Origin of the sequence: Streptomyces sp. ISL-10 (assembly GCF_018614575.1) — a bacterium.
Lineage (GTDB): Bacteria > Actinomycetota > Actinomycetes > Streptomycetales > Streptomycetaceae > Streptomyces.
The window spans coordinates 293,543-310,190 of record NZ_JAGGOJ010000003.1; the positions used below are offsets into that span (position 1 = coordinate 293,543).

The 16,648-nt window shown below is 73.1% G+C and carries 16 protein-coding genes; 9 read left to right on the top strand and 7 right to left on the bottom strand.

Annotated features, from left to right (window positions below; all coding sequences use genetic code 11):
• Positions 1 to 251 precede the first annotated feature (251 nt).
• On the top strand, positions 252 to 1,286 hold the full coding sequence (locus J7E88_RS02245; RefSeq protein WP_215176618.1) for a PHP domain-containing protein: 1,035 nt from the start codon (positions 252 to 254) through the stop codon (positions 1,284 to 1,286).
• A 324-nt stretch (positions 1,287 to 1,610) separates the two neighbouring features.
• Positions 1,611 to 2,714, top strand: a complete 1,104-nt coding sequence (rsgA, locus tag J7E88_RS02250) for a ribosome small subunit-dependent GTPase A (RefSeq protein WP_215176622.1) — start codon at positions 1,611 to 1,613, stop codon at positions 2,712 to 2,714.
• Positions 2,715 to 2,769: 55 nt separating this feature from the next.
• Here rsgA and J7E88_RS02255 read toward each other — a convergent pair whose 3' ends face one another.
• Positions 2,770 to 3,252, bottom strand: a complete 483-nt coding sequence (locus tag J7E88_RS02255) for a DUF456 domain-containing protein (protein ID WP_215176624.1) — start codon at positions 3,250 to 3,252, stop codon at positions 2,770 to 2,772.
• 18 nt (positions 3,253 to 3,270) lie between these two features.
• Positions 3,271 to 4,272 (bottom strand): helix-turn-helix domain-containing protein, encoded by a 1,002-nt coding sequence (locus J7E88_RS02260; RefSeq protein ID WP_215176626.1) that lies wholly within the window; start codon positions 4,270 to 4,272, stop codon positions 3,271 to 3,273.
• A gap of 465 nt (positions 4,273 to 4,737) precedes the next feature.
• Here J7E88_RS02260 and J7E88_RS02265 point away from each other — a divergent pair, with 465 nt between their 5' ends.
• The 4 genes from J7E88_RS02265 to J7E88_RS02280 all read left to right on the top strand — a co-directional run bounded on the left by J7E88_RS02265 (position 4,738) and on the right by J7E88_RS02280 (position 9,372).
• Positions 4,738 to 4,896: a hypothetical protein gene (locus J7E88_RS02265; RefSeq protein WP_215176628.1), complete on the top strand. Its 159-nt coding sequence runs from the start codon at positions 4,738 to 4,740 to the stop codon at positions 4,894 to 4,896.
• A gap of 1,080 nt (positions 4,897 to 5,976) precedes the next feature.
• Entirely contained in the window at positions 5,977 to 6,966 is a 990-nt protein-coding gene (locus J7E88_RS37275) for a protein phosphatase 2C domain-containing protein (protein WP_374196210.1), read from the top strand.
• Between the two features lie 70 nt (positions 6,967 to 7,036).
• The gene (locus J7E88_RS02275; protein WP_215176633.1) at positions 7,037 to 8,779 is read left to right on the top strand and encodes a pyruvate dehydrogenase; all 1,743 of its coding nucleotides are present in this window, start codon (positions 7,037 to 7,039) and stop codon (positions 8,777 to 8,779) included.
• A 113-nt stretch (positions 8,780 to 8,892) separates the two neighbouring features.
• Positions 8,893 to 9,372, top strand: coding sequence for an ATP-binding protein (locus J7E88_RS02280; protein WP_215176635.1), 480 nt, complete (start codon positions 8,893 to 8,895; stop codon positions 9,370 to 9,372).
• 35 nt (positions 9,373 to 9,407) lie between these two features.
• Here J7E88_RS02280 and J7E88_RS02285 read toward each other — a convergent pair whose 3' ends face one another.
• Together J7E88_RS02285 and J7E88_RS02290 are read right to left on the bottom strand one after the other, a co-directional pair.
• Positions 9,408 to 10,505 (bottom strand): DUF2637 domain-containing protein, encoded by a 1,098-nt coding sequence (locus J7E88_RS02285; RefSeq protein WP_215176637.1) that lies wholly within the window; start codon positions 10,503 to 10,505, stop codon positions 9,408 to 9,410.
• Positions 10,506 to 10,751: 246 nt separating this feature from the next.
• Positions 10,752 to 11,597 (bottom strand): (2Fe-2S)-binding protein, encoded by an 846-nt coding sequence (locus tag J7E88_RS02290; RefSeq protein ID WP_215176639.1) that lies wholly within the window; start codon positions 11,595 to 11,597, stop codon positions 10,752 to 10,754.
• A 151-nt stretch (positions 11,598 to 11,748) separates the two neighbouring features.
• On the opposite strand from J7E88_RS02290, the gene J7E88_RS02295 reads away from it, so the two are divergent.
• From J7E88_RS02295 to J7E88_RS02305, 3 genes are read left to right on the top strand one after another with little or no spacing between them, the layout of a single operon-like run.
• Positions 11,749 to 12,510: a GntR family transcriptional regulator gene (locus tag J7E88_RS02295; protein WP_215176640.1), complete on the top strand. Its 762-nt coding sequence runs from the start codon at positions 11,749 to 11,751 to the stop codon at positions 12,508 to 12,510.
• Between the two features lie 12 nt (positions 12,511 to 12,522).
• Complete coding sequence (locus tag J7E88_RS02300) at positions 12,523 to 13,716, top strand: hypothetical protein (protein ID WP_215176641.1); 1,194 nt, start codon at positions 12,523 to 12,525, stop codon at positions 13,714 to 13,716.
• A 36-nt stretch (positions 13,717 to 13,752) separates the two neighbouring features.
• Positions 13,753 to 14,145, top strand: a complete 393-nt coding sequence (locus J7E88_RS02305) for a hypothetical protein (RefSeq protein ID WP_308307239.1) — start codon at positions 13,753 to 13,755, stop codon at positions 14,143 to 14,145.
• Between the two features lie 60 nt (positions 14,146 to 14,205).
• On the opposite strand, the gene J7E88_RS02310 is transcribed toward J7E88_RS02305, so the two are convergent.
• The 3 genes from J7E88_RS02310 to J7E88_RS02320 all read right to left on the bottom strand — a co-directional run bounded on the left by J7E88_RS02310 (position 14,206) and on the right by J7E88_RS02320 (position 16,083).
• Complete coding sequence (locus J7E88_RS02310; RefSeq protein WP_215176646.1) at positions 14,206 to 14,718, bottom strand: dual specificity protein phosphatase family protein; 513 nt, start codon at positions 14,716 to 14,718, stop codon at positions 14,206 to 14,208.
• Positions 14,715 to 15,512: a hypothetical protein gene (locus tag J7E88_RS02315; RefSeq protein WP_215176648.1), complete on the bottom strand. Its 798-nt coding sequence runs from the start codon at positions 15,510 to 15,512 to the stop codon at positions 14,715 to 14,717. The genes J7E88_RS02310 and J7E88_RS02315 overlap by 4 nt, the downstream gene beginning before the upstream one ends.
• 115 nt (positions 15,513 to 15,627) lie before the next feature.
• Positions 15,628 to 16,083 carry a hypothetical protein gene (locus J7E88_RS02320; RefSeq protein ID WP_215176650.1) on the bottom strand — a complete coding sequence of 152 codons (456 nt, stop codon included), beginning with the start codon at positions 16,081 to 16,083 and terminating at the stop codon, positions 15,628 to 15,630.
• Between the last annotated feature and the right edge of the window lie 565 nt (positions 16,084 to 16,648).

The following is a 16,648-nucleotide window of genomic DNA, read 5'->3' on the forward strand; positions in this document are numbered from 1 at the left end:
ATCGGAATCAGTCACCCCCTGTGACCTGGTGCGGGCAGGTTGTGACTGCGACTTCGGCGCTGACCAGCGGTTCAGTAGCGCGCCGAAACGGCCGAAGAAAGCCGTTCGCGGTAGTTGATCAAGAAGAGGCAAGGAAAACCAATACTTGAAGCATTGATTGAAAGGTGGAGGTGAGTTCACGCCTTCGTCACTCGTCCGTTGGACTGTTCCGCGGCGCAGGGGTTCACTGAGCAGGGGACCTGGGAGGTGTCATGGAACCGGCCGAAGCACTGGACCGCGTCGCCTTTCTGCTGGAGCGCACACTCGCCGAGAGCTACCGCGTACGCGCTTTCCGCACGGCCGCCGCGGCCCTCGCGGAACTCGACCACGACGACATCGCCCGGCGCGCGGCGGCCGGAACGCTGGTCGACATCAAGGGCGTCGGTCCCAAGACGGCCAAGGTCGCCGAGGAGGCACTCGCGGGCGGCGTCCCCGCGTACCTGCGCCGCCTGGAGGAGGAGGCAGCCGCGCCGCTCGCCGACGGCGGCGCGCGGCTGCGCGCGGCCCTGCGCGGCGACTGTCATCTGCACTCGGACTGGTCGGACGGCGGCAGCCCCATCGACGAAATGGGCCGCACCGCGGCGGAACTCGGCCACGAATGGGCCGTCCTCACCGACCACTCGCCCACACTCAAGGTGGCCCGCGGCCTGAGCGCCGAGCGACTGCTCGCCCAACTCGACCTCGTCGAGCGCCTCAATGAGGAATGGAAGCCCTTCCGGCTGCTCACCGGCATCGAATGCGACATCCTGCCCGACGGGACGCTCGACCAGGAACCCGAACTCCTCGACCGCCTCGACCTCGTCGTCGCCTCCGTCCACTCCAAGCTCCGCATGGACGCCCCGGCCATGACCCGGCGGATGCTGCGCGCGATCGAGAACCCCCTCACCGACGTGCTCGGCCACTGCACCGGACGTCTCGTCACCGGCGGGCGGGGCACGCGTCCCGAGTCACGGTTCGACGCCGACCGCGTCTTCGCCGCCTGCGCCGAACACGGCACCGCCGTCGAGATCAACAGCCGCCCCGAACGGCGCGATCCGCCCCTGCGGCTGCTGCGCCTCGCTCTCGACGCCGGCGTCCTGTTCGCCATCGACACCGACGCCCACGCACCCGGCCAGCTGGACTGGCAGATCATCGGCTGCTCCCGCGCCGAGGAGTGCGGCGTGCCCGCGGAGCGTGTGATCAACACCTGGACAGCGGACGAGCTGATCCGCTGGACCCGTACGCGCAAGCCACCGGACGGTGGCTGAGCTCTGGGGCCCCGTAGGGCGGCCGACCCCCCACGGCGGCTGAGCGTGCGTCAGCCCTGGGCGCGGAAAATGCCTGGCGCGGCACTCAACGCCCCCGCTAAGGTGGCCGCGTTGCTGCGTCCGGCGGTTCCTCCGTCGGCGCTCCGAGCCGAGAACGACCAGGAGGTGTGACCGATGGCTGTCATGGCGATGGGCGCTGCCCGCATCCAGAAGACCATTTCTCCCACCCCCGTGGTCTCCGGCTGACCTCTCCTTCCCTCCGGCGCTCTGAGCGCCTTGGCGCCGACGCGCGCCTGCCGGGGCCACCCTTGTGAAGGGTTCCCCTTGAATCTCTCTTCTGCATCCGCCGCATCCGCACACCCCCTCGCCGCCTACGGCTGGGACGAGGGATGGGCCGAGGAGTTCGCTTCCGACGCCGACCGCGGTCTGCTGCCCGGCCGTGTCGTACGGGTCGACCGCGGCCAGTGCGATGTCGTCACCCCCGTCGGCCTGGTCCGGGCCGACACCGAGTTCGTCACACCGCGCGACCCGATGCGGGTCGTGTGCACGGGCGACTGGGTCGCCGTCGACACGAACGGCGACCCCCGCTACGCGCGCCGGGTGCTTCAGCGCCGTACCGCGCTCGTGCGGTCCACGTCGTCCCAGCGGTCCGAGGGGCAGGTCCTCGCGGCCAACGTCGACCACGCCGTCATCTGCGTCTCGCTCGCGGCCGAGCTCGACCTCGGGCGGATCGAGCGGTTCCTCGCGCTCGCGTGGGAGAGCGGCGCGCAGCCCCTCGTGGCCCTCACCAAGGCCGACCTGGTGCCCGACGTCACCGCGCTGTCCTACCTCGTCCAGGACGTCGAGACCACGGCGCCCGGAGTGCAGGTACTGCCGGTCAGCTCCACCACCGGGGAGGGCATCGACGTGTTCGGCGCGATCGTCTCCGGCGGCACGAGCGTACTGCTGGGTGTCTCCGGCGCGGGCAAGTCCACACTCGCCAACGCGCTGCTCGGCGATGACGTTCTGGACGTGCAGGCCACCCGGGAGGTCGACGGCAAGGGCCGGCACACCACGACGACCCGCAACCTTCTCGTCCTGCCAGGCGGGGGAGTCCTGATCGACACCCCCGGCGTGCGCGGGGTCGGCCTGTGGGACGCCGAGTCCGGGGTCGGCCAGGTCTTCGCCGAGATCGAGGAACTCGCCGAACACTGCCGCTTCCACGACTGCGCCCACGGGGCGGAGCCGGGCTGCGCGGTGCTCGCCGCGATCGAGGACGGCACTCTGCCCGAGCGCCGGCTCGACAGCTACCGCAAGCTGGTCCGCGAGAACCTGCGGATCGTGGCGAAGACGGACGCCCGCCTGCGGGCGGAGATGCTGCGCGACTGGAAGCTGAAGAGCGCGCAGGGCCGGGCGTACCTGACAGCCAAGCGCGGCGGCTCGCGCTGAGGTGCCGAGCTGCGCCGTGCCCCCGGGAAGGCTCCGGGGGCACGGCGCAGCCGCGTCACGTCCCCAGCACCACCGCCACCCACGCCGCCACCACCAGCAGACAGCCGAACAGCTCCACCAGGACGCTGGTGCCCGCCGCCCGCATCGCCGCCCGCGTCGACGCCTTCGCCTGACCGTGGCCGCCCAGGCGGCGGCGTTCGCAGACGTAGATCCCGCCGATGAACCCCGGCACCGCTCCCACCACGGGTAGCACCACGAAACCCACAAGTGCCCCCACGCCCGCGTACAAGGCCGTCCGGCGGGTGACGGCCACCCCGCGCAGCCGACGCGGCGGCAGCAGCCACACGATGACCTGGATGATCAGCAGGACCGCGGTCGCGCCCATCAGCAGCGCCCAGGCGGCTCCCGACAGCTCGTGCATCGCCCACCACAGGACCGCGGCCCACACCAGCAACCGGCCGGGGACCCCCGGCAGCAGCACGCCCAGCAGGCCCAGCAGCATCACCCCGCCCGCCATCAGCAGCTGCCACACGCCCATGCGACCAACAGTGCAGGATCAGGGCCGTTCCCGCAGGTCGCGAGCCACCCACCCCTTCGCATACGCATGCCAGCCCAACTGCAGCCGGGTGCTCACGCCCGCGAGCTCCATCAGGCCCTTGACCCTTCGCTGCACCGTGCGAAGGCCGAGGTCCAGCTGCTTGGCCACGCTCGCGTCCGTCATCCCGGCGAGAAGCAGCGAGAGGATCTCCAGGTCAGTCGTGTCCGGACCGGCGGCGGCGGTCGCGATGACCGCATCGCCCCCGCCGCCCAGCCGCAGTGGCAGGGCATCGCGCCACACCGCTTCGAACAGCCCGGTCAGTGACTCCAGCAGACCGCTGGCGTGGACGACGAGCGCCGCCGGTTCCGCGCCGCGGCCCGTCAGCGGCGCCATCGCCAGCGAACGGTCCGCGACGACGAGCTCGGTCGGCATCCGGTCGACGACCCGGACCTGCTCGCCGCGGCCGAGAGCGGCGGTCAGCTCCGTGATGCCGCCCGGCATCGTCAGTACCTCGCGTTCGACGACCACCCGGTACGTCACCCCGCGCGTGGCCGCCCTCTCCTCCGCCTCGTCGTCCGCGCCCCTGACCGCGATGGGCCGGCCCCTCACCAGCGCGCAGACCTCCTCGGTGGCCCCCAGCTGCAACTGGACGAAGCGGCGCGTGACGGCGCTCGCTCCCGTGACCACCTCCACCAGGTCGTGCACGGCGGGCTCCGCCGACTCCGCGCGGTACTCCTCCGCCAGCAGCGCCGCCGCCAGCTCCGCCTGCTCCAGCTCCTGCCGCTGCTGCGTCAGGAGCGCTCCCAGCGCAATGCCGGGCGGGGCCGCCACCCACCGCCCGGTCCGCGCGGAGGACTGCGCCGCGAGCCCCTGCTGCTCCAGCCGGCGCAGCGTCCTCTCCGTCTCCGGCTCCGGCAGCGCGAGCCGGTGCGCGAGATCGGTGATCTCCGCGGCTCCGAGCGCGACGAGCGCGCGGTAGGCCGTCTCCTGTCTCTCGTCGAGACCTATCGCTCCCAGCACGGTGCCCCTCCCCGGACATGCGCTTCTGTGCCGCCGTGGCGGAAAACGGCCACGGCGCAGACCCGCCCCGCACATCATCCCCGCACGGGCCGTTCCTCTGCCAATGTGGCGCAACAGCCTCCGGAGACATCGCTCTTGCGCCCATTGCGGCCGGATTCGGACGTGGAGAGCGATGCGCCCGTTATCGCGTACGGCACTCCGCCTCGCCGGGGCGTTCGGGGACATCGGCACCATGCGACTGCTGCGCAACGGGGGAGAGATAGGGCAGACTGGATTCCCGTCCGGGGTCTTCGAGTTCCCGGCGGACGACGCGCTGTACGAACTGTCGCTCAACCAAGCGAAGCCGGGACAGCCGGCCGCGGTCGGGAAGCGCTCCACCCAGCTGCTGACGACCTGGAAGTTCCGCTCACGCCGGACGAAGGCGTGTACTCGTGAGGGATCCCGCTGCTCCGACGGCGGCGGCACATGGACCAGGCGGTCACCCGGAAGCGGGGCGACGCCTGGACGGCGACCGTGGACCACGCGGGCGCTTCGGGCCGGACGGTCACGCCGAAAACCGAACTGACGGACGCCAAGCGCGGCTCCGTCCCCCAACTCGTGGTCGGCGCATACGCCGTGCGCTGACCACGACGGTCCGCCGGGCGACCTTCCCGTGGGGGGTTGGGCCGCCCGGCGGACCACTTCAGGGGTGGGAATCTTCGGGATGCCCCGTTTCGCCTGCCTCTTGCGGTCGACAATAGGGGCATGAGCGAGCAGGGGGAGAGGCCGAGCGGGCCGACATCCGAGGACGACTGGTGGAGCCGGCTCTACGACGAATCCGCCCCGGACACGGGCCCGGGCCCGGCACGGACGGACGACACACTCGACGCGCGCTTCGCCTCGGCGTCGGGCACGGTGTCCCACGCCCGCGCCTGGTGGGACCCGCGTGCTCCACAGGGGCGCGGTGCGGTGCCGGGCGGTCCGCCGGATGCCGGTCCGCCGGGCCGTGCACCTGACACCCCGCCGACCACAGCCGGCCGGTCTGCGCCGGGTGATCCGGGTTCGGTACCCGAGTCCGGTGTTCCGCCGGGTGTCCCTCAGCCTGCACGGCGTGAGCCGTCACCGGGTGGCCCGCCGGCTGCCGGGCTGCCGGATCCGATGCCCCAGGCGGTCCCGCCGGATGCCCCGCGGGGGACTGCACCTGACGCCCCATCTGCCGCCGCCGGCCGGGCCGGGTCGGGTGATCCGGGCGCGGGGCCGGTGCCGGGCCGGGATGCGGCGTCGGAGGCGGGCCTGACGCGTGGTGACGCCGACGTGCCGGACACCCCGAGGCGTCGCGGGAGCAGTGGCGTGACGCATGATCCGCGGTCCGCGCGCCCCGACGCTGCCGGGCTGCCGGATCCGATGCCCCAGGCGGTCCCGCCGGATGCCCCGCGGGGGACTGCACCTGACGCCCCATCTGCCGCCGCCGGCCGGGGCGCGAGCGATTCGTGCTCTGGCACGGTGCCGGGCCGTCGGCCGGATGTCGCGCCGGATGCGGGCCTGCTGCCCGGTGACGCCGGCTCGTCGTCTGCGCGGCGTGAGTCGTCGCCTGGCAGCCCGCCGGACGTCGCCTCCGGCACCCCGCCTGCCGCCGCCGGCAGGGCCGCGGCGGGCGGGCTGGAGGCGGGGGCGGGGGCCGGTCCGCAAGCTGATCCGCGCTCACTGCCCGAAGGGCCGTTCGGCGTGCCACGGCAGGCGAGTGGGCCCGGCGACGCGGGGCGACCCGGCGTCGGGGTTGTCGGAGGCGGGTCGCCGACCTATGAGGCCGAGCCCACCGCCCTGCCCGCCGCCGAAGCGCTCGCGCTGGAGCAGCTCGTTCCCGACACCGTCCTCGACGGCGCGCGGTACGGCACGTACACCCTGCGGGCCGCATCCGTCCGGGGCGATTCCGCGCGGTTCCGCGGCGAACCCCGGCACGAGGCCCTCCTCACCGCCCGGTTCGGGACCGGGCCCGCCGCCCTCGTGCTCGTCGCCCTCGCCGGCGGCAGCCGGCACTCCGACAACGCCCACCTCGCCGCCGCCGACGCCACGCGCTGGATCGGCACGGCCGTCGGCCGCAGTCACGAGCGGCTCGCCGCGGACATAAGGGCGGGCCGCAGGGGCGACCTCAAGTCGGGGCTGCACCGCCTCACCGACCGCGGCCTCGGCAGACTCCGCGTCCGCGCCGCCGATCTCGGCCTGAAGCCGGAGCACTACACCGTCGGCCTCCGCTGCCTTCTGCTGCCCGCCGATCCCGGCTGCCGCACCCGCGTCTTCTTCGGCGTCGGCAGCGGCGGTCTGTTCCGGCTGCGCGACGGGTCCTGGCAGGACATCGAGCCGCCTGTCCCCGAGAAGTCCGTCGGCGCACCCGCCTTGGGCTTCGGCTCCCCGCCGGCCGAGACGCCCTGCGGCGACCGGCTCACCATGGACCTGAACATCACCCCGGCCCCGGCCCCACCCCCCGCCGAACCGTTCCGCTTCCGGGCCTCGATCGCCCGCCCGGGCGACACCCTCCTGCTGTGCAGCAACGGCCTCGCCGCGCCTCTGCGCCGGGAGCCGGCCCTCGCCGCGGCGCTCACGGAAAGGTGGGACGGTCCCGAGCCGCCGGGCATGACGCAGTTCCTCGCGGACGTCCAGCTGCGGGTGAAGGGGTACGCCGACGACCGTACGGCCGTCGGCGTCTGGGAGGCGTAACCGCACAGGCGCGACCGGCCGGGCCATGGGTTGATGGACTTCGAGGTCCACGAGAAAGGGCACGTAACCCATGGCCAAGCAGAACGTGGCGGAACAGTTCGTCGACATCCTCGTCCGTGCCGGCGTCCAGCGTCTCTACGGTGTCGTCGGCGACAGCCTCAACCCCGTCGTCGACGCCGTCCGCCGCAACGCGGCCATCGACTGGGTCCAGGTCAGACACGAGGAGACGGCCGCGTTCGCGGCGGGCGCCGAGGCGCAGATCACCGGACGTCTCGCAGCATGCGCGGGCTCCTGCGGCCCGGGCAACCTGCACCTCATCAACGGCCTCTACGACGCCCACCGCTCCATGGCGTCCGTCCTGGCCCTCGCCTCCCACATCCCGTCGTCCGAGATCGGCCTCGGCTACTTCCAGGAGACGCACCCCGAGCTGCTGTTCCGTGAGTGCAGCCACTACTGCGAGATGATCTCCAGCCCGCAGCAGATGCCCCGCCTGCTCCAGACGGCGATCCAGCACGCGATCGGCCGCAGCGGGGTGAGCGTCGTCGCGATGCCGGGTGACATCGCCGACCGGCCCGCACCCGAGAAGTCGATCGAGCACGCCCTTGTCACCACCCGCCCCTCCGTCCGCCCCGGCGACACCGAGCTCGACAAGCTGGTCGCGATGATCGACGAAGCCGAGCGCGTCACGCTGTTCTGCGGCAGCGGCACGGCCGGCGCGCACGCCGAGGTCATGCAGTTCGCGGAGCGCATCAAGTCACCTGTCGGCCATGCGCTCCGGGGCAAGGAGTGGATCCAGTACGACAATCCCTATGACGTGGGGATGAGCGGTCTGCTCGGTTACGGCGCGGCGTACGAGGCCACGCACGAATGCGATCTGCTCATCCTGCTCGGCACGGACTTCCCGTACAACGCCTTCCTCCCCGACGACGTGAAGATCGTCCAGGTCGATGTCAGGCCCGAGCACCTCGGCCGCCGCTCCAAGCTCGACCTCGCCGTGTGGGGCGACGTGCGCGAGACGCTGCGCTGCCTGACCCCGCGGGTACGGGCCAAGACCAGCCGCCGCTTCCTCGACAAAATGCTGAAGAAGCACGCGGACGCCCTGGAGGGCGTGGTGAAGGCGTACACACGCAAGGTGGAGAAGCACGTCCCGATCCACCCCGAGTACGTCGCCTCGGTCCTCGACGAACTCGCCGACGACAACGCCGTGTTCACCGTCGACACGGGCATGTGCAACGTCTGGGCCGCCCGCTACCTCTCGCCCAACGGGCGGCGCCGCATCATCGGTTCGTTCAGCCACGGCTCGATGGCGAACGCGCTGCCCCAGGCGATCGGGGCGCAGTTCACCGACCGGCACCGGCAGGTCGTCTCCATGTCGGGCGACGGCGGCTTCGCCATGCTGATGGGCGACTTCCTCACCCTCGTCCAGTACGACCTGCCGGTGAAGGTGGTCCTGTTCAACAACTCCTCCCTCGGCATGGTGGAGCTGGAGATGCTGGTCGCCGGACTGCCCTCGTTCGGCACCGCGAACCGCAATCCCGACTTCGCGGCCGTGGCGCGGGCCGCCGGTGCGTACGGGGTTCGGGTGGAGAAGCCCAAGCAGCTCGCGGGCGCGCTCAAGGATGCCTTCCGGCACAAGGGACCCGCGCTGGTCGACGTCGTCACCGACCCCAACGCCCTGTCCATCCCGCCACGGATCAGCGCCGAGATGGTGACCGGCTTCGCACTGTCCGCCAGCAAGATCGTGCTGGACGGCGGGGTCGGCAGGATGCTCCAGATGGCCCGTTCCAACCTGCGCAACGTCCCCCGGCCCTGACCGCTCGCAAAGAGCCACGTCGACAATCCCATGAGTGGCGTTCCGCGCGCGGGGCATGCATCCGGTGAGCACATACGCAATACGACCTGTTCCGACGTGTGGGTGGGGGATCGATGTCAGAACGTCACGGGGGCACGGAAGTACGCGGGCGGCTGCACCGCAGACTCGGCAGCGGTGATCTGACCGCTGTGCCCGAAGTGCGGCACGCGTTACGCGACCTGATGGGCAAGTGGCCCGGTCCCGCGTCGGACAGTCCCGCCGATGCGGCGGACGTGGCCGAGCTGCTCGCCAGCGAACTGGTGACCAACGCGCTGGTCCACACCGACCGGGGCGCGGTGGTGACCGCCACCGTCGAGGACTCACGGCTCCATGTGGAGGTCCGCGACTTCATGGCCGGACTGCCGGTACCGGACGTACCGACCGCCGACCTCGGCAGGTGCGACGCCGATGTGTCCGACCCCGGTACGTCCGACCTCGGTACGTCCGGCAGGGGGCTGGTCCTGGTGGAGTGCCTTGCCGACGCCTGGGGCGTGCGTACGGCCCACGGAGTGGGCAAGGTGGTGTGGTTCGAGCTGCACGCCGGGGCGGCCTGAGCCCGAAGGCCCCGGCCGCCCCGGGTGTCCGGCGCTCAGCCGAACTGCCGCTCCAGATCCTTGAGTTTCTGCTCCAGGGAGTCCAGACGCGGCAGGGTCTGGGTGTCGTCCTCGGCCGTGAGGTCCACCGTGATGGGCTCAGGGCCCTTCGGCTTGATGGCCTGGAGGGAGGGCCGGGCGCGCAGGGGCAGCTGTCCCGGCTCCGCTATGGCGGGCTCCACGACGGCTCCCGAGGGCTCCAGCACCGATCCGGCCGGCGGCGCCTGGCTCTGGGGGCCGCCGGCCGGGCCGAGCGCGGGCAGCTGGGCGGGGCGCGTTGCCCGGCCCAGGCCCCAGGCCCGGTGCTGCCGGTTGTAGGCCTTGATCTGCGCGCGCTCCAGCTTCTCCCGGTCCCGCCTGTGCAGCCGGTTGCGCTGCTGCTCCCGCCGGTCCTCGCGTACCTCGTCGACCGCCTCGTCCAGGGTGCGTACGCCCTCCAGGAGCATCAGCGACCAGGCGGCGAACGTCTCCCTGGGAGCGCGCAGCCAGCGGACGATCCGGATCTGCGGCAGTGGGCGGGGCACCAGGCCCTGCTCGCGCAGCGCCGCCCTGCGCGTCTGCTTCAGCGCCCGGTCGAACAGGACAGCGGCCGAGAGGGACATGCCCGCGAAGAACTGCGGGGCGCCGGCGTGGTCGAGGCCGCGTGGCGCGTGCACCCAGTTGAACCAGGCCGCGGCGCCCGCGAAGGTCCACACCAGCAGCCGTGAGCCGAGTGCGGCGTCACCATGGCTGGCCTCCCGCACGGCGAGGACGGAACAGAACATGGCCGCGCCGTCGAGTCCGAAGGGGACCAGGTACTCCCAGCCGCCCGTGAGGTTGAGGTTCTGCCGTCCGAAGCCCACCAGGCCGTGGAAGGAGAGCGCGGCGGCCACCGCGGCGCAGCAGAAGAGCAGGACGTAGGAGGCGATGCCGTAGACGGCTTCCTTGCGTCTGCGGCGTTCCTCGCTGCGCTCCCAGGAATCCTCGTTCGCGGCTGTGCTTCCGGTGTTTCGTGCGCGCTTGCCGCGCGTGAGCACCGCCATCGCCGTCAGGACTCCCACCAGCATCACGCCGCCGGGAAGCAGCCAGTCCAGCGATATGTCGGTCAGTCTCATGCGGTGTCCCTTGCATCGCGGTAGGCGTAACGGCGGCCATATTGGCCGACCGCACAGCACGTCCAAGGGGTTTCGGCGCAAGAGCATGCCAACGAGGCGCTTCGGTGCACGGATAGGTGCGATCTGGTCGAACTGCTCTGCGGGTGAAAGGGATTGTGTTCGAGTCGAAGCCGCTCGAAAGAGTGGCGTCGATCCGAGGAACGGAATTGATGCCGGGACGCGCCTCACGCGCCCGCGGCACCAGCCTCACGCGCCCTGCCGCAGCCGTTCCACGCGGTCGGCATCGCAAGTGCGCGGGCAGGTGACGCAGGTGTCCTCGGGGCGCAGCGTGTAGAACAGGCAGCAGCTCGCCCGGTCGCGGGTCGGCAGCTGTTCGCCGTCCGGTCCGGTCAGCTCGCGGAATCCCGCGGTGCCCACGTACGGCTTGGCCGTGCCCGGCAGCAGTCGCTCCAGCTCCGTGACGGCGCGGCGCTCCTCGCCGAGCAGGTGTGCGATATACCACAGCCCCTCGACGACCTCGTCCGTCGCCATGCCCCACAGGGCGCGCTTGCCGCGCCGCATCCGGGGGCCGAAACCCTCCAGCACCGGGCCGATGTGCTCGGCGACCGCGCCGCGGACCTCCTCGCGCAGCGCCTCCTCGTCCGGCACCACACGGGCGCCGGGCAGTGCGGACGCCGGGTCGTCCGGCAGGCAGGCGAAGGAGCTCACCCGGACCCTCATGCGTCCCAGGGCGCGCTGGAAGGCCACGTCCTCGACGGGCACCCGGGGCACTCGGCGGTGCAGGAACCACGGGACGGTGATCAGCAGGCAGGCCGGCCAGGCGTAGCGGTGCAGGCCGAAGCTGGCGACGACATCGGGGCGGGCCTGCTGCCCGTGGTCCCGCAGCACCTGTGCGTTGTCCCAGGCGAGGAAGGAGTCGAGATCCGGGCCGCCCGCGGCGAGATCGCTCGCGCGGACCCAGCCCGCGCCGGCAGGCGCGGTCTCGCCCTCGCCCAGCTCCTGGACGCGCAGACCGGGGAAGACCTCGGCCAGGCGCGCGTAGGCGTCGCCGATGGGGGAGGCGAGGCCGGTAGACAGGGCGGAAAGGGTCATGCCGGGGACCACCGAATCGCGATCGTTAGCAGGTTAGGCTTACCTTACCCGATCTTTTCGATGTTTGAACTGCGCCCTGGCCCGCCTATCGTGCACAAGAGGGCCCTCGCACACGCCAGCCGGCCCCAGATCCTGGCCGGAGGAGGACCGAGTGGAGCAGGCCCGAGCGCGCGATGCCGCCGACCGGCCGTACCCGCCCGCACGCGTCCCCGCCCAGGGCACGCCCGGCCCGCTGGAGCAGGTCCGCGGCGAACACACGCACGGCGAGGCGTCGGCACCCGCCCCGCGGCTCGTCCGGCGGCACTCCGTCCGCACCCAGATCCTCGAGGCGCTGCGCATCGCCCTCGTCGACGGCGACCTCGTCCCCGGCGAGGTCTACTCCGCGCCCGCCCTCGGTGAACGTTTCGGCGTCTCCGCGACCCCCGTGCGCGAGGCGATGCAGCAGCTCGCGACCGAGGGTGCCGTCGAGGTCGTCCCCAACCGCGGCTTCCGCGTCCTGGTGCGCACCCCGCGCGAACTGGCCGAACTCGCCGAGGTGCGCGCCCTCATCGAGGTGCCCGTCATGCTCCGCCTCGCGAGGACCGTCCCGGCCGCGCAATGGAGAGCGCTGCGGCCTCTCGCCGAGGCGACGGCCGTGGCGGCGGCGACCGGCGACCGCGCCGGATACGCCGAATCGGACCGGGCCTTCCACCACGCGGTCCTCGCCCTCGCCGGGAACCAGCAGCTCCTCGCCGTCGCCGACGACCTGCACCGCCGCTCCCAGTGGCCCCTCACCGACGCTCCCGTCATCCGGCGGGCCGACCTGGTCGCGGACGCCGCCGAACACGCGGCCCTGCTGGAGGCGCTGATCGCCCAGGACCTGGGCGTCGTGCAGTCATTGGTACGCGAACACTTCACCGGTTCCGGCATCTGACGGGAGCAGGCGTTGCGCGGCACGGTATGGACGGCGGCCAACCAGCTCGGCGTGGTCGCCGGCACCCCCGCGGAACTCCAGTCCGTCCTTCTGTCCGGCGCACCGCGCACCCTTCGGCTCGGACGGACGGGCCAGGACCGCGCGGTCGTCGACGAACTCGCGCGAATCCTGCGGGAGTTCGGCCATGTGCGGGTGGTCGTCGAACAGGTCGCGGACAGTGCGCCGCCGCCGAGCCGGCCCGTGGATCTCGCCGACCCGGCCGCCGTGTGCGCCGCCGACCCGTTGCTGATCACGGCGGCGTACGAGAAGGACACCGCCGGACACGGCGGGCTGCGGACGGCATGGCTGCGGGCGGGACAGGCGCTGATCCGCGACCAGGACCCGGCCGGGCGCGCCACGGCGCTGCTGGCCGCGCTGCCGGCCGCGGCCGCGCCGCAGCTGCGCGCGACCCTCACCGAACTGGCCGCCGGCTCGTGCTGGAGCGTCTCCTGGACCCGCGACCGCGCCGGCGCGGAGCCGCGGCTGCCGGGGCCCGTCGCCGCGCTGACCTTCGCGGCGGGCAGGCTCCTGATCGCTGAACGCACCGGCGTCGTACGGTACTTGGATGCCGAGCCCCGCATGGCGCCCGCGTCCGGCCGGGTCACCGCGATGGCGGCCATGGACGACGGAACCGTCCTGCTCCTCGACGAAAGGGGACGCCTGCACACCCGTGGGCCGGGCTCCCCGCTGACCGCAGCCGTCACCGCCACCCTTGCCGCTCATCCGGGCACCGCCCTGGCCGCGGCCGGCGACACCGTGCTGGTCGGCGACCGCCACGGATCCGTGCACGCCTTCGGCCCGGCCGGGGTGGATCAGGTCGCACCGCACTCGGGCCGGGTCACCGCGCTTGCCGCGACCGGCACCCTTGTCTGGAGCGGCGGCGCGGACGGCGCCGTGTGGCTCTGGTCGCCCGGCGGCGCCCGGCAGCCCGCGCCGCTGACCGAGCGCCCCTGCCCCGTCGTCGCCCTGCATGCCGCGCACACCCCCGAGGGCCCGGCCGTCGCCGTCGCCTGGGCGGATGGGCTTGCCGCACTGCACCGCCCGGGTGCGAAAGAAGTGCCGACCTTCCGTCCGGGGCCCGCGATCCGGGCTGTCGCAGTGATCCCGCAGAGCGGCCAACTGGCCCTCGCCACCGACGAGATGCTCGTCTGTCTCCGCCCCGCCTGAGCCCTCCGCGTGTGCCCTGGACTACCCTGTTCGGCCGTGCTGTACACCAGCGAGGGGGTATCGATGAGCGGGGAGCTGCCGGAGAGACCGGAGCCGTCCATATCCGACGAGGAGTGGGCCCGGTTCCAGATCGAGAGTGAGGGGCCCGCACGTCTCGCGGCGCCCAAGGAGCCGTCCGCACGGGCGCGGATGGTGACCGAACGGCTGCGCCGGGCCGACGAGGAGGCCGCACGGCAGCAGGGCCGCGCGCGGCGCCTCGTCCGCAGGGGCCGGCCGGTGCAGGCGCAGCCGGACGGCTGGCGCGCCTGGCCCGACCGGCGGACCCGCCCGCGGCGCAGCCGGGTGTGGGCCTTCCTGTGGATCGCCGTCGCGATCGGTGCGGTCGTGGTGCTGCTGAACCCCGTCGGGGCGATGTCCTGGCTCTGGTGACCGCCGCCGTTCTCGTTCCGACCGACCGGTGCGTTGTTCTCGGCCCGGTGAGCGGCGCGTTCAGTCGGGCGGTTCCAGGCCGGACAGCAGCGAGGCGACGTCCAGGCCGGTCAGCAGGTACTTCTCGAACGCCAGGTTGTGCAGTGCCCAGGGCGAGCGGCGCAGTCTGACGCGGTCGATGGCGCTCTCGCTGTCGTGGCCCAGTTCGATCAGGGTCTGCGCGGCGACGAGCCCCGAACGGTTGTAGCCGGAGTAGCAGCGCACCAGGACCCTGCGGCCGGCCCGTACGGCGTCCGCCGCGACCACCGCGATGCGGCGGACGCTGTCGATCTCGCCGACGGTCAGCCAGTCGTCGGGGATGGGCACCACATGGTGCTCCACACCGGTGGCCGGGCCGTGGCCCGCGCGGGTCCACAGGCTGATCACCAGGTCGAACTCCCGGCCGACCACGACGTCCTGATGGCCGCGTGCCCCGTCCGACCAGACATGGCCACCCATCCACAGGCCGGTCGTGACCTCGTCCCAGCGCGTCCGGGGCTCCGGAACCTCCCCTTCCCTGCGGCGTGTTCTCACTGGGCGGCGGGTTCAGGACGGACGGGGGCGACCTGCGGCGGCACCGCGGGCGACAACTGTGGGTTCAGCCATACCGGTACGCCGCCCAGCAGTCGGAACAGCCGGCGCGCCTCCGCGCGAAGGCGGCCCGCCTCCGGCTCCGGTTCGCAGTCGGCGAGCCCGGCGAGTGCGGACGCCGTACCGATCAGGTAGCCCAGCTCCTCGCGGATGCGCAGGCACTCCGCGAAGCCGTGCCGCGCCTGCGTCAACTCTCCCTCGCGCAGGGCGATCCCGGCCAGCTGCTGCCAGGTGAAGGAGAGCAGCAGCGGATCACCGTGCGCGGCGGCTCCCGCATGGGCCCTCTCGTAGGCGGCACGCGCGGCCTGCGGCGAGTCGGCGATGTGCTCGGCGACCAGCCCGCGCCGGAAGTCCAGCAGCGGACGCCGCGGTGACGTCGGCGCGAGCAGCGCCGTCGCCCGGCCGAGGGCCGAACGCGCCTCGTCGGCCCTGTCACGTACCCCGAGGCGGGTCGCGGCGTACGCCAGCCGGCCGCGCTCGCTCGCCGCGCCGCCGCGCTCCTCGTCGTCCCCGGCCACGGCTTCCGCGGTGCGCAGCGCGTCCTCGGCCTCGGCCCAGCCGTCGCAGGTGAACAGGCAGCGTTCGATGAGCAGTCCGGCGCGCTCCAGGGCCGCCGCCGGGTCCGCGGCACGCGGCGCGAGGAGAGCCGCCGCGTCGGTCCAACAGCCGCGCGAACGCAGCCGCCATACCGCGGTCTGGAGTGGATCGTCACCTGCTGTGGTTCCGGAACCAGACATGGCGGTATGCGCCACTTGCCCTCCCCGAGCACGCCATTGAGCTGTTGAGTCCACCGCATCTCAGCATGGATGGGCTCGCCTGGCCAAGAGGTCGAGTGAATCAGTTCACAATCTTTCAGCGGCCGACCGGGTCACCGTGAGCGGCGTCCCCGGGGCGACCAGGGGCGAGATGGCCCCCGTCGTTGAGGGGCGTCGGGACCGAGAGGGTCCGTACCGGCACGGAGGCGGCCGACGCGGCGTCGGCGTCAACCAGATGGATCTCGCCATGACCCCCACGGGTGACGGCCACGAGCGGCGATCCGGGTGACGCGGCGATCGCCCGGCGCTGCACCCCGTCCCACGGTGTGCCGCCGGACCTGGGCGCGCCGTCCATGGCGGGCAGGGGTACGCGCGCGCCGATCCAGGGCTCGCCGGAGTCCGTGGCGGTCAGGATCAGTTCGTCCCCGCGGGGGCGGACGCGCGCGAAGGCGACCTGGCGTGCGGCGACGGCCGGCTGGAAGACGAGGCCGGGCCCGAGCGGCAGTCTGCCGGTGGTCCCGGAGGCGAGCCCGTGCCACCAGGCGTCGACCACTCGGGCCGGCGGCCGGGGTCGGCAGGGCCGCCCCGCGCACAGGGCCACGGGGTGCGGCGGAGGGGGCCAGGGCGCAGGGAGTGGCCGCGGCCCCCGCCTCCCCAGGGCAGCGGCTGCTCCGCCACCAGCGCGTCGCCCACGCGGCGGGCCCGGTGCACCGCGTCGCCCGTGGCGGCGTACAGCCGTCCGGTGAGCGGGGCGTGGGAGTCGTCGTGCCCGTCGTCGGGGGAGCGGCAGTCGGCCCCGGGCGTAGCGGGCGTGCGGGGGCCGGCTGGACGAGGCGACGGCGAACCTCGACGCAGAGGGCGACGCGGCCGCCACGGCTCTGACGGAAGGCTCCGGGTCCCGTACGACGCCGGTGATACCCCACCGCCCGTCGACGGTCCGCCGGGCGGACGGATCGCGGTCCTGGAGGCGGGCCGGGTCGCACACACGGGGACGTGGGAGCAACTGGCGTCCCCGGGCGGCGCGTTCGCCCGGGTGCTCGCGCTGACCTGGTGCTTCCCGGGATCCTGAACGCCGTGCCCCGGGGCCCCGCGGCGCCGGGGACGCCGCGCCCCCGGGG

Excerpts from the sequence above, each read along its gene's own strand:
- J7E88_RS02245 (WP_215176618.1), top strand. The coding sequence starts at position 252 with ATGGAACCGGCCGAAGCACTGGACCGCGTCGCCTTTCTGCTGGAGCGC.
- J7E88_RS02255 (WP_215176624.1), bottom strand. The coding sequence starts at position 3,252 with ATGGGCGTGTGGCAGCTGCTGATGGCGGGCGGGGTGATGCTGCTGGGC.
- J7E88_RS02265 (WP_215176628.1), top strand. The coding sequence starts at position 4,738 with ATGGACCAGGCGGTCACCCGGAAGCGGGGCGACGCCTGGACGGCGACC.
- J7E88_RS02275 (WP_215176633.1), top strand. The coding sequence starts at position 7,037 with ATGGCCAAGCAGAACGTGGCGGAACAGTTCGTCGACATCCTCGTCCGT.
- J7E88_RS02280 (WP_215176635.1), top strand. The coding sequence starts at position 8,893 with ATGTCAGAACGTCACGGGGGCACGGAAGTACGCGGGCGGCTGCACCGC.
- J7E88_RS02285 (WP_215176637.1), bottom strand. The coding sequence starts at position 10,505 with ATGAGACTGACCGACATATCGCTGGACTGGCTGCTTCCCGGCGGCGTG.
- J7E88_RS02290 (WP_215176639.1), bottom strand. The coding sequence starts at position 11,597 with ATGACCCTTTCCGCCCTGTCTACCGGCCTCGCCTCCCCCATCGGCGAC.
- J7E88_RS02315 (WP_215176648.1), bottom strand. The coding sequence starts at position 15,512 with ATGTCTGGTTCCGGAACCACAGCAGGTGACGATCCACTCCAGACCGCG.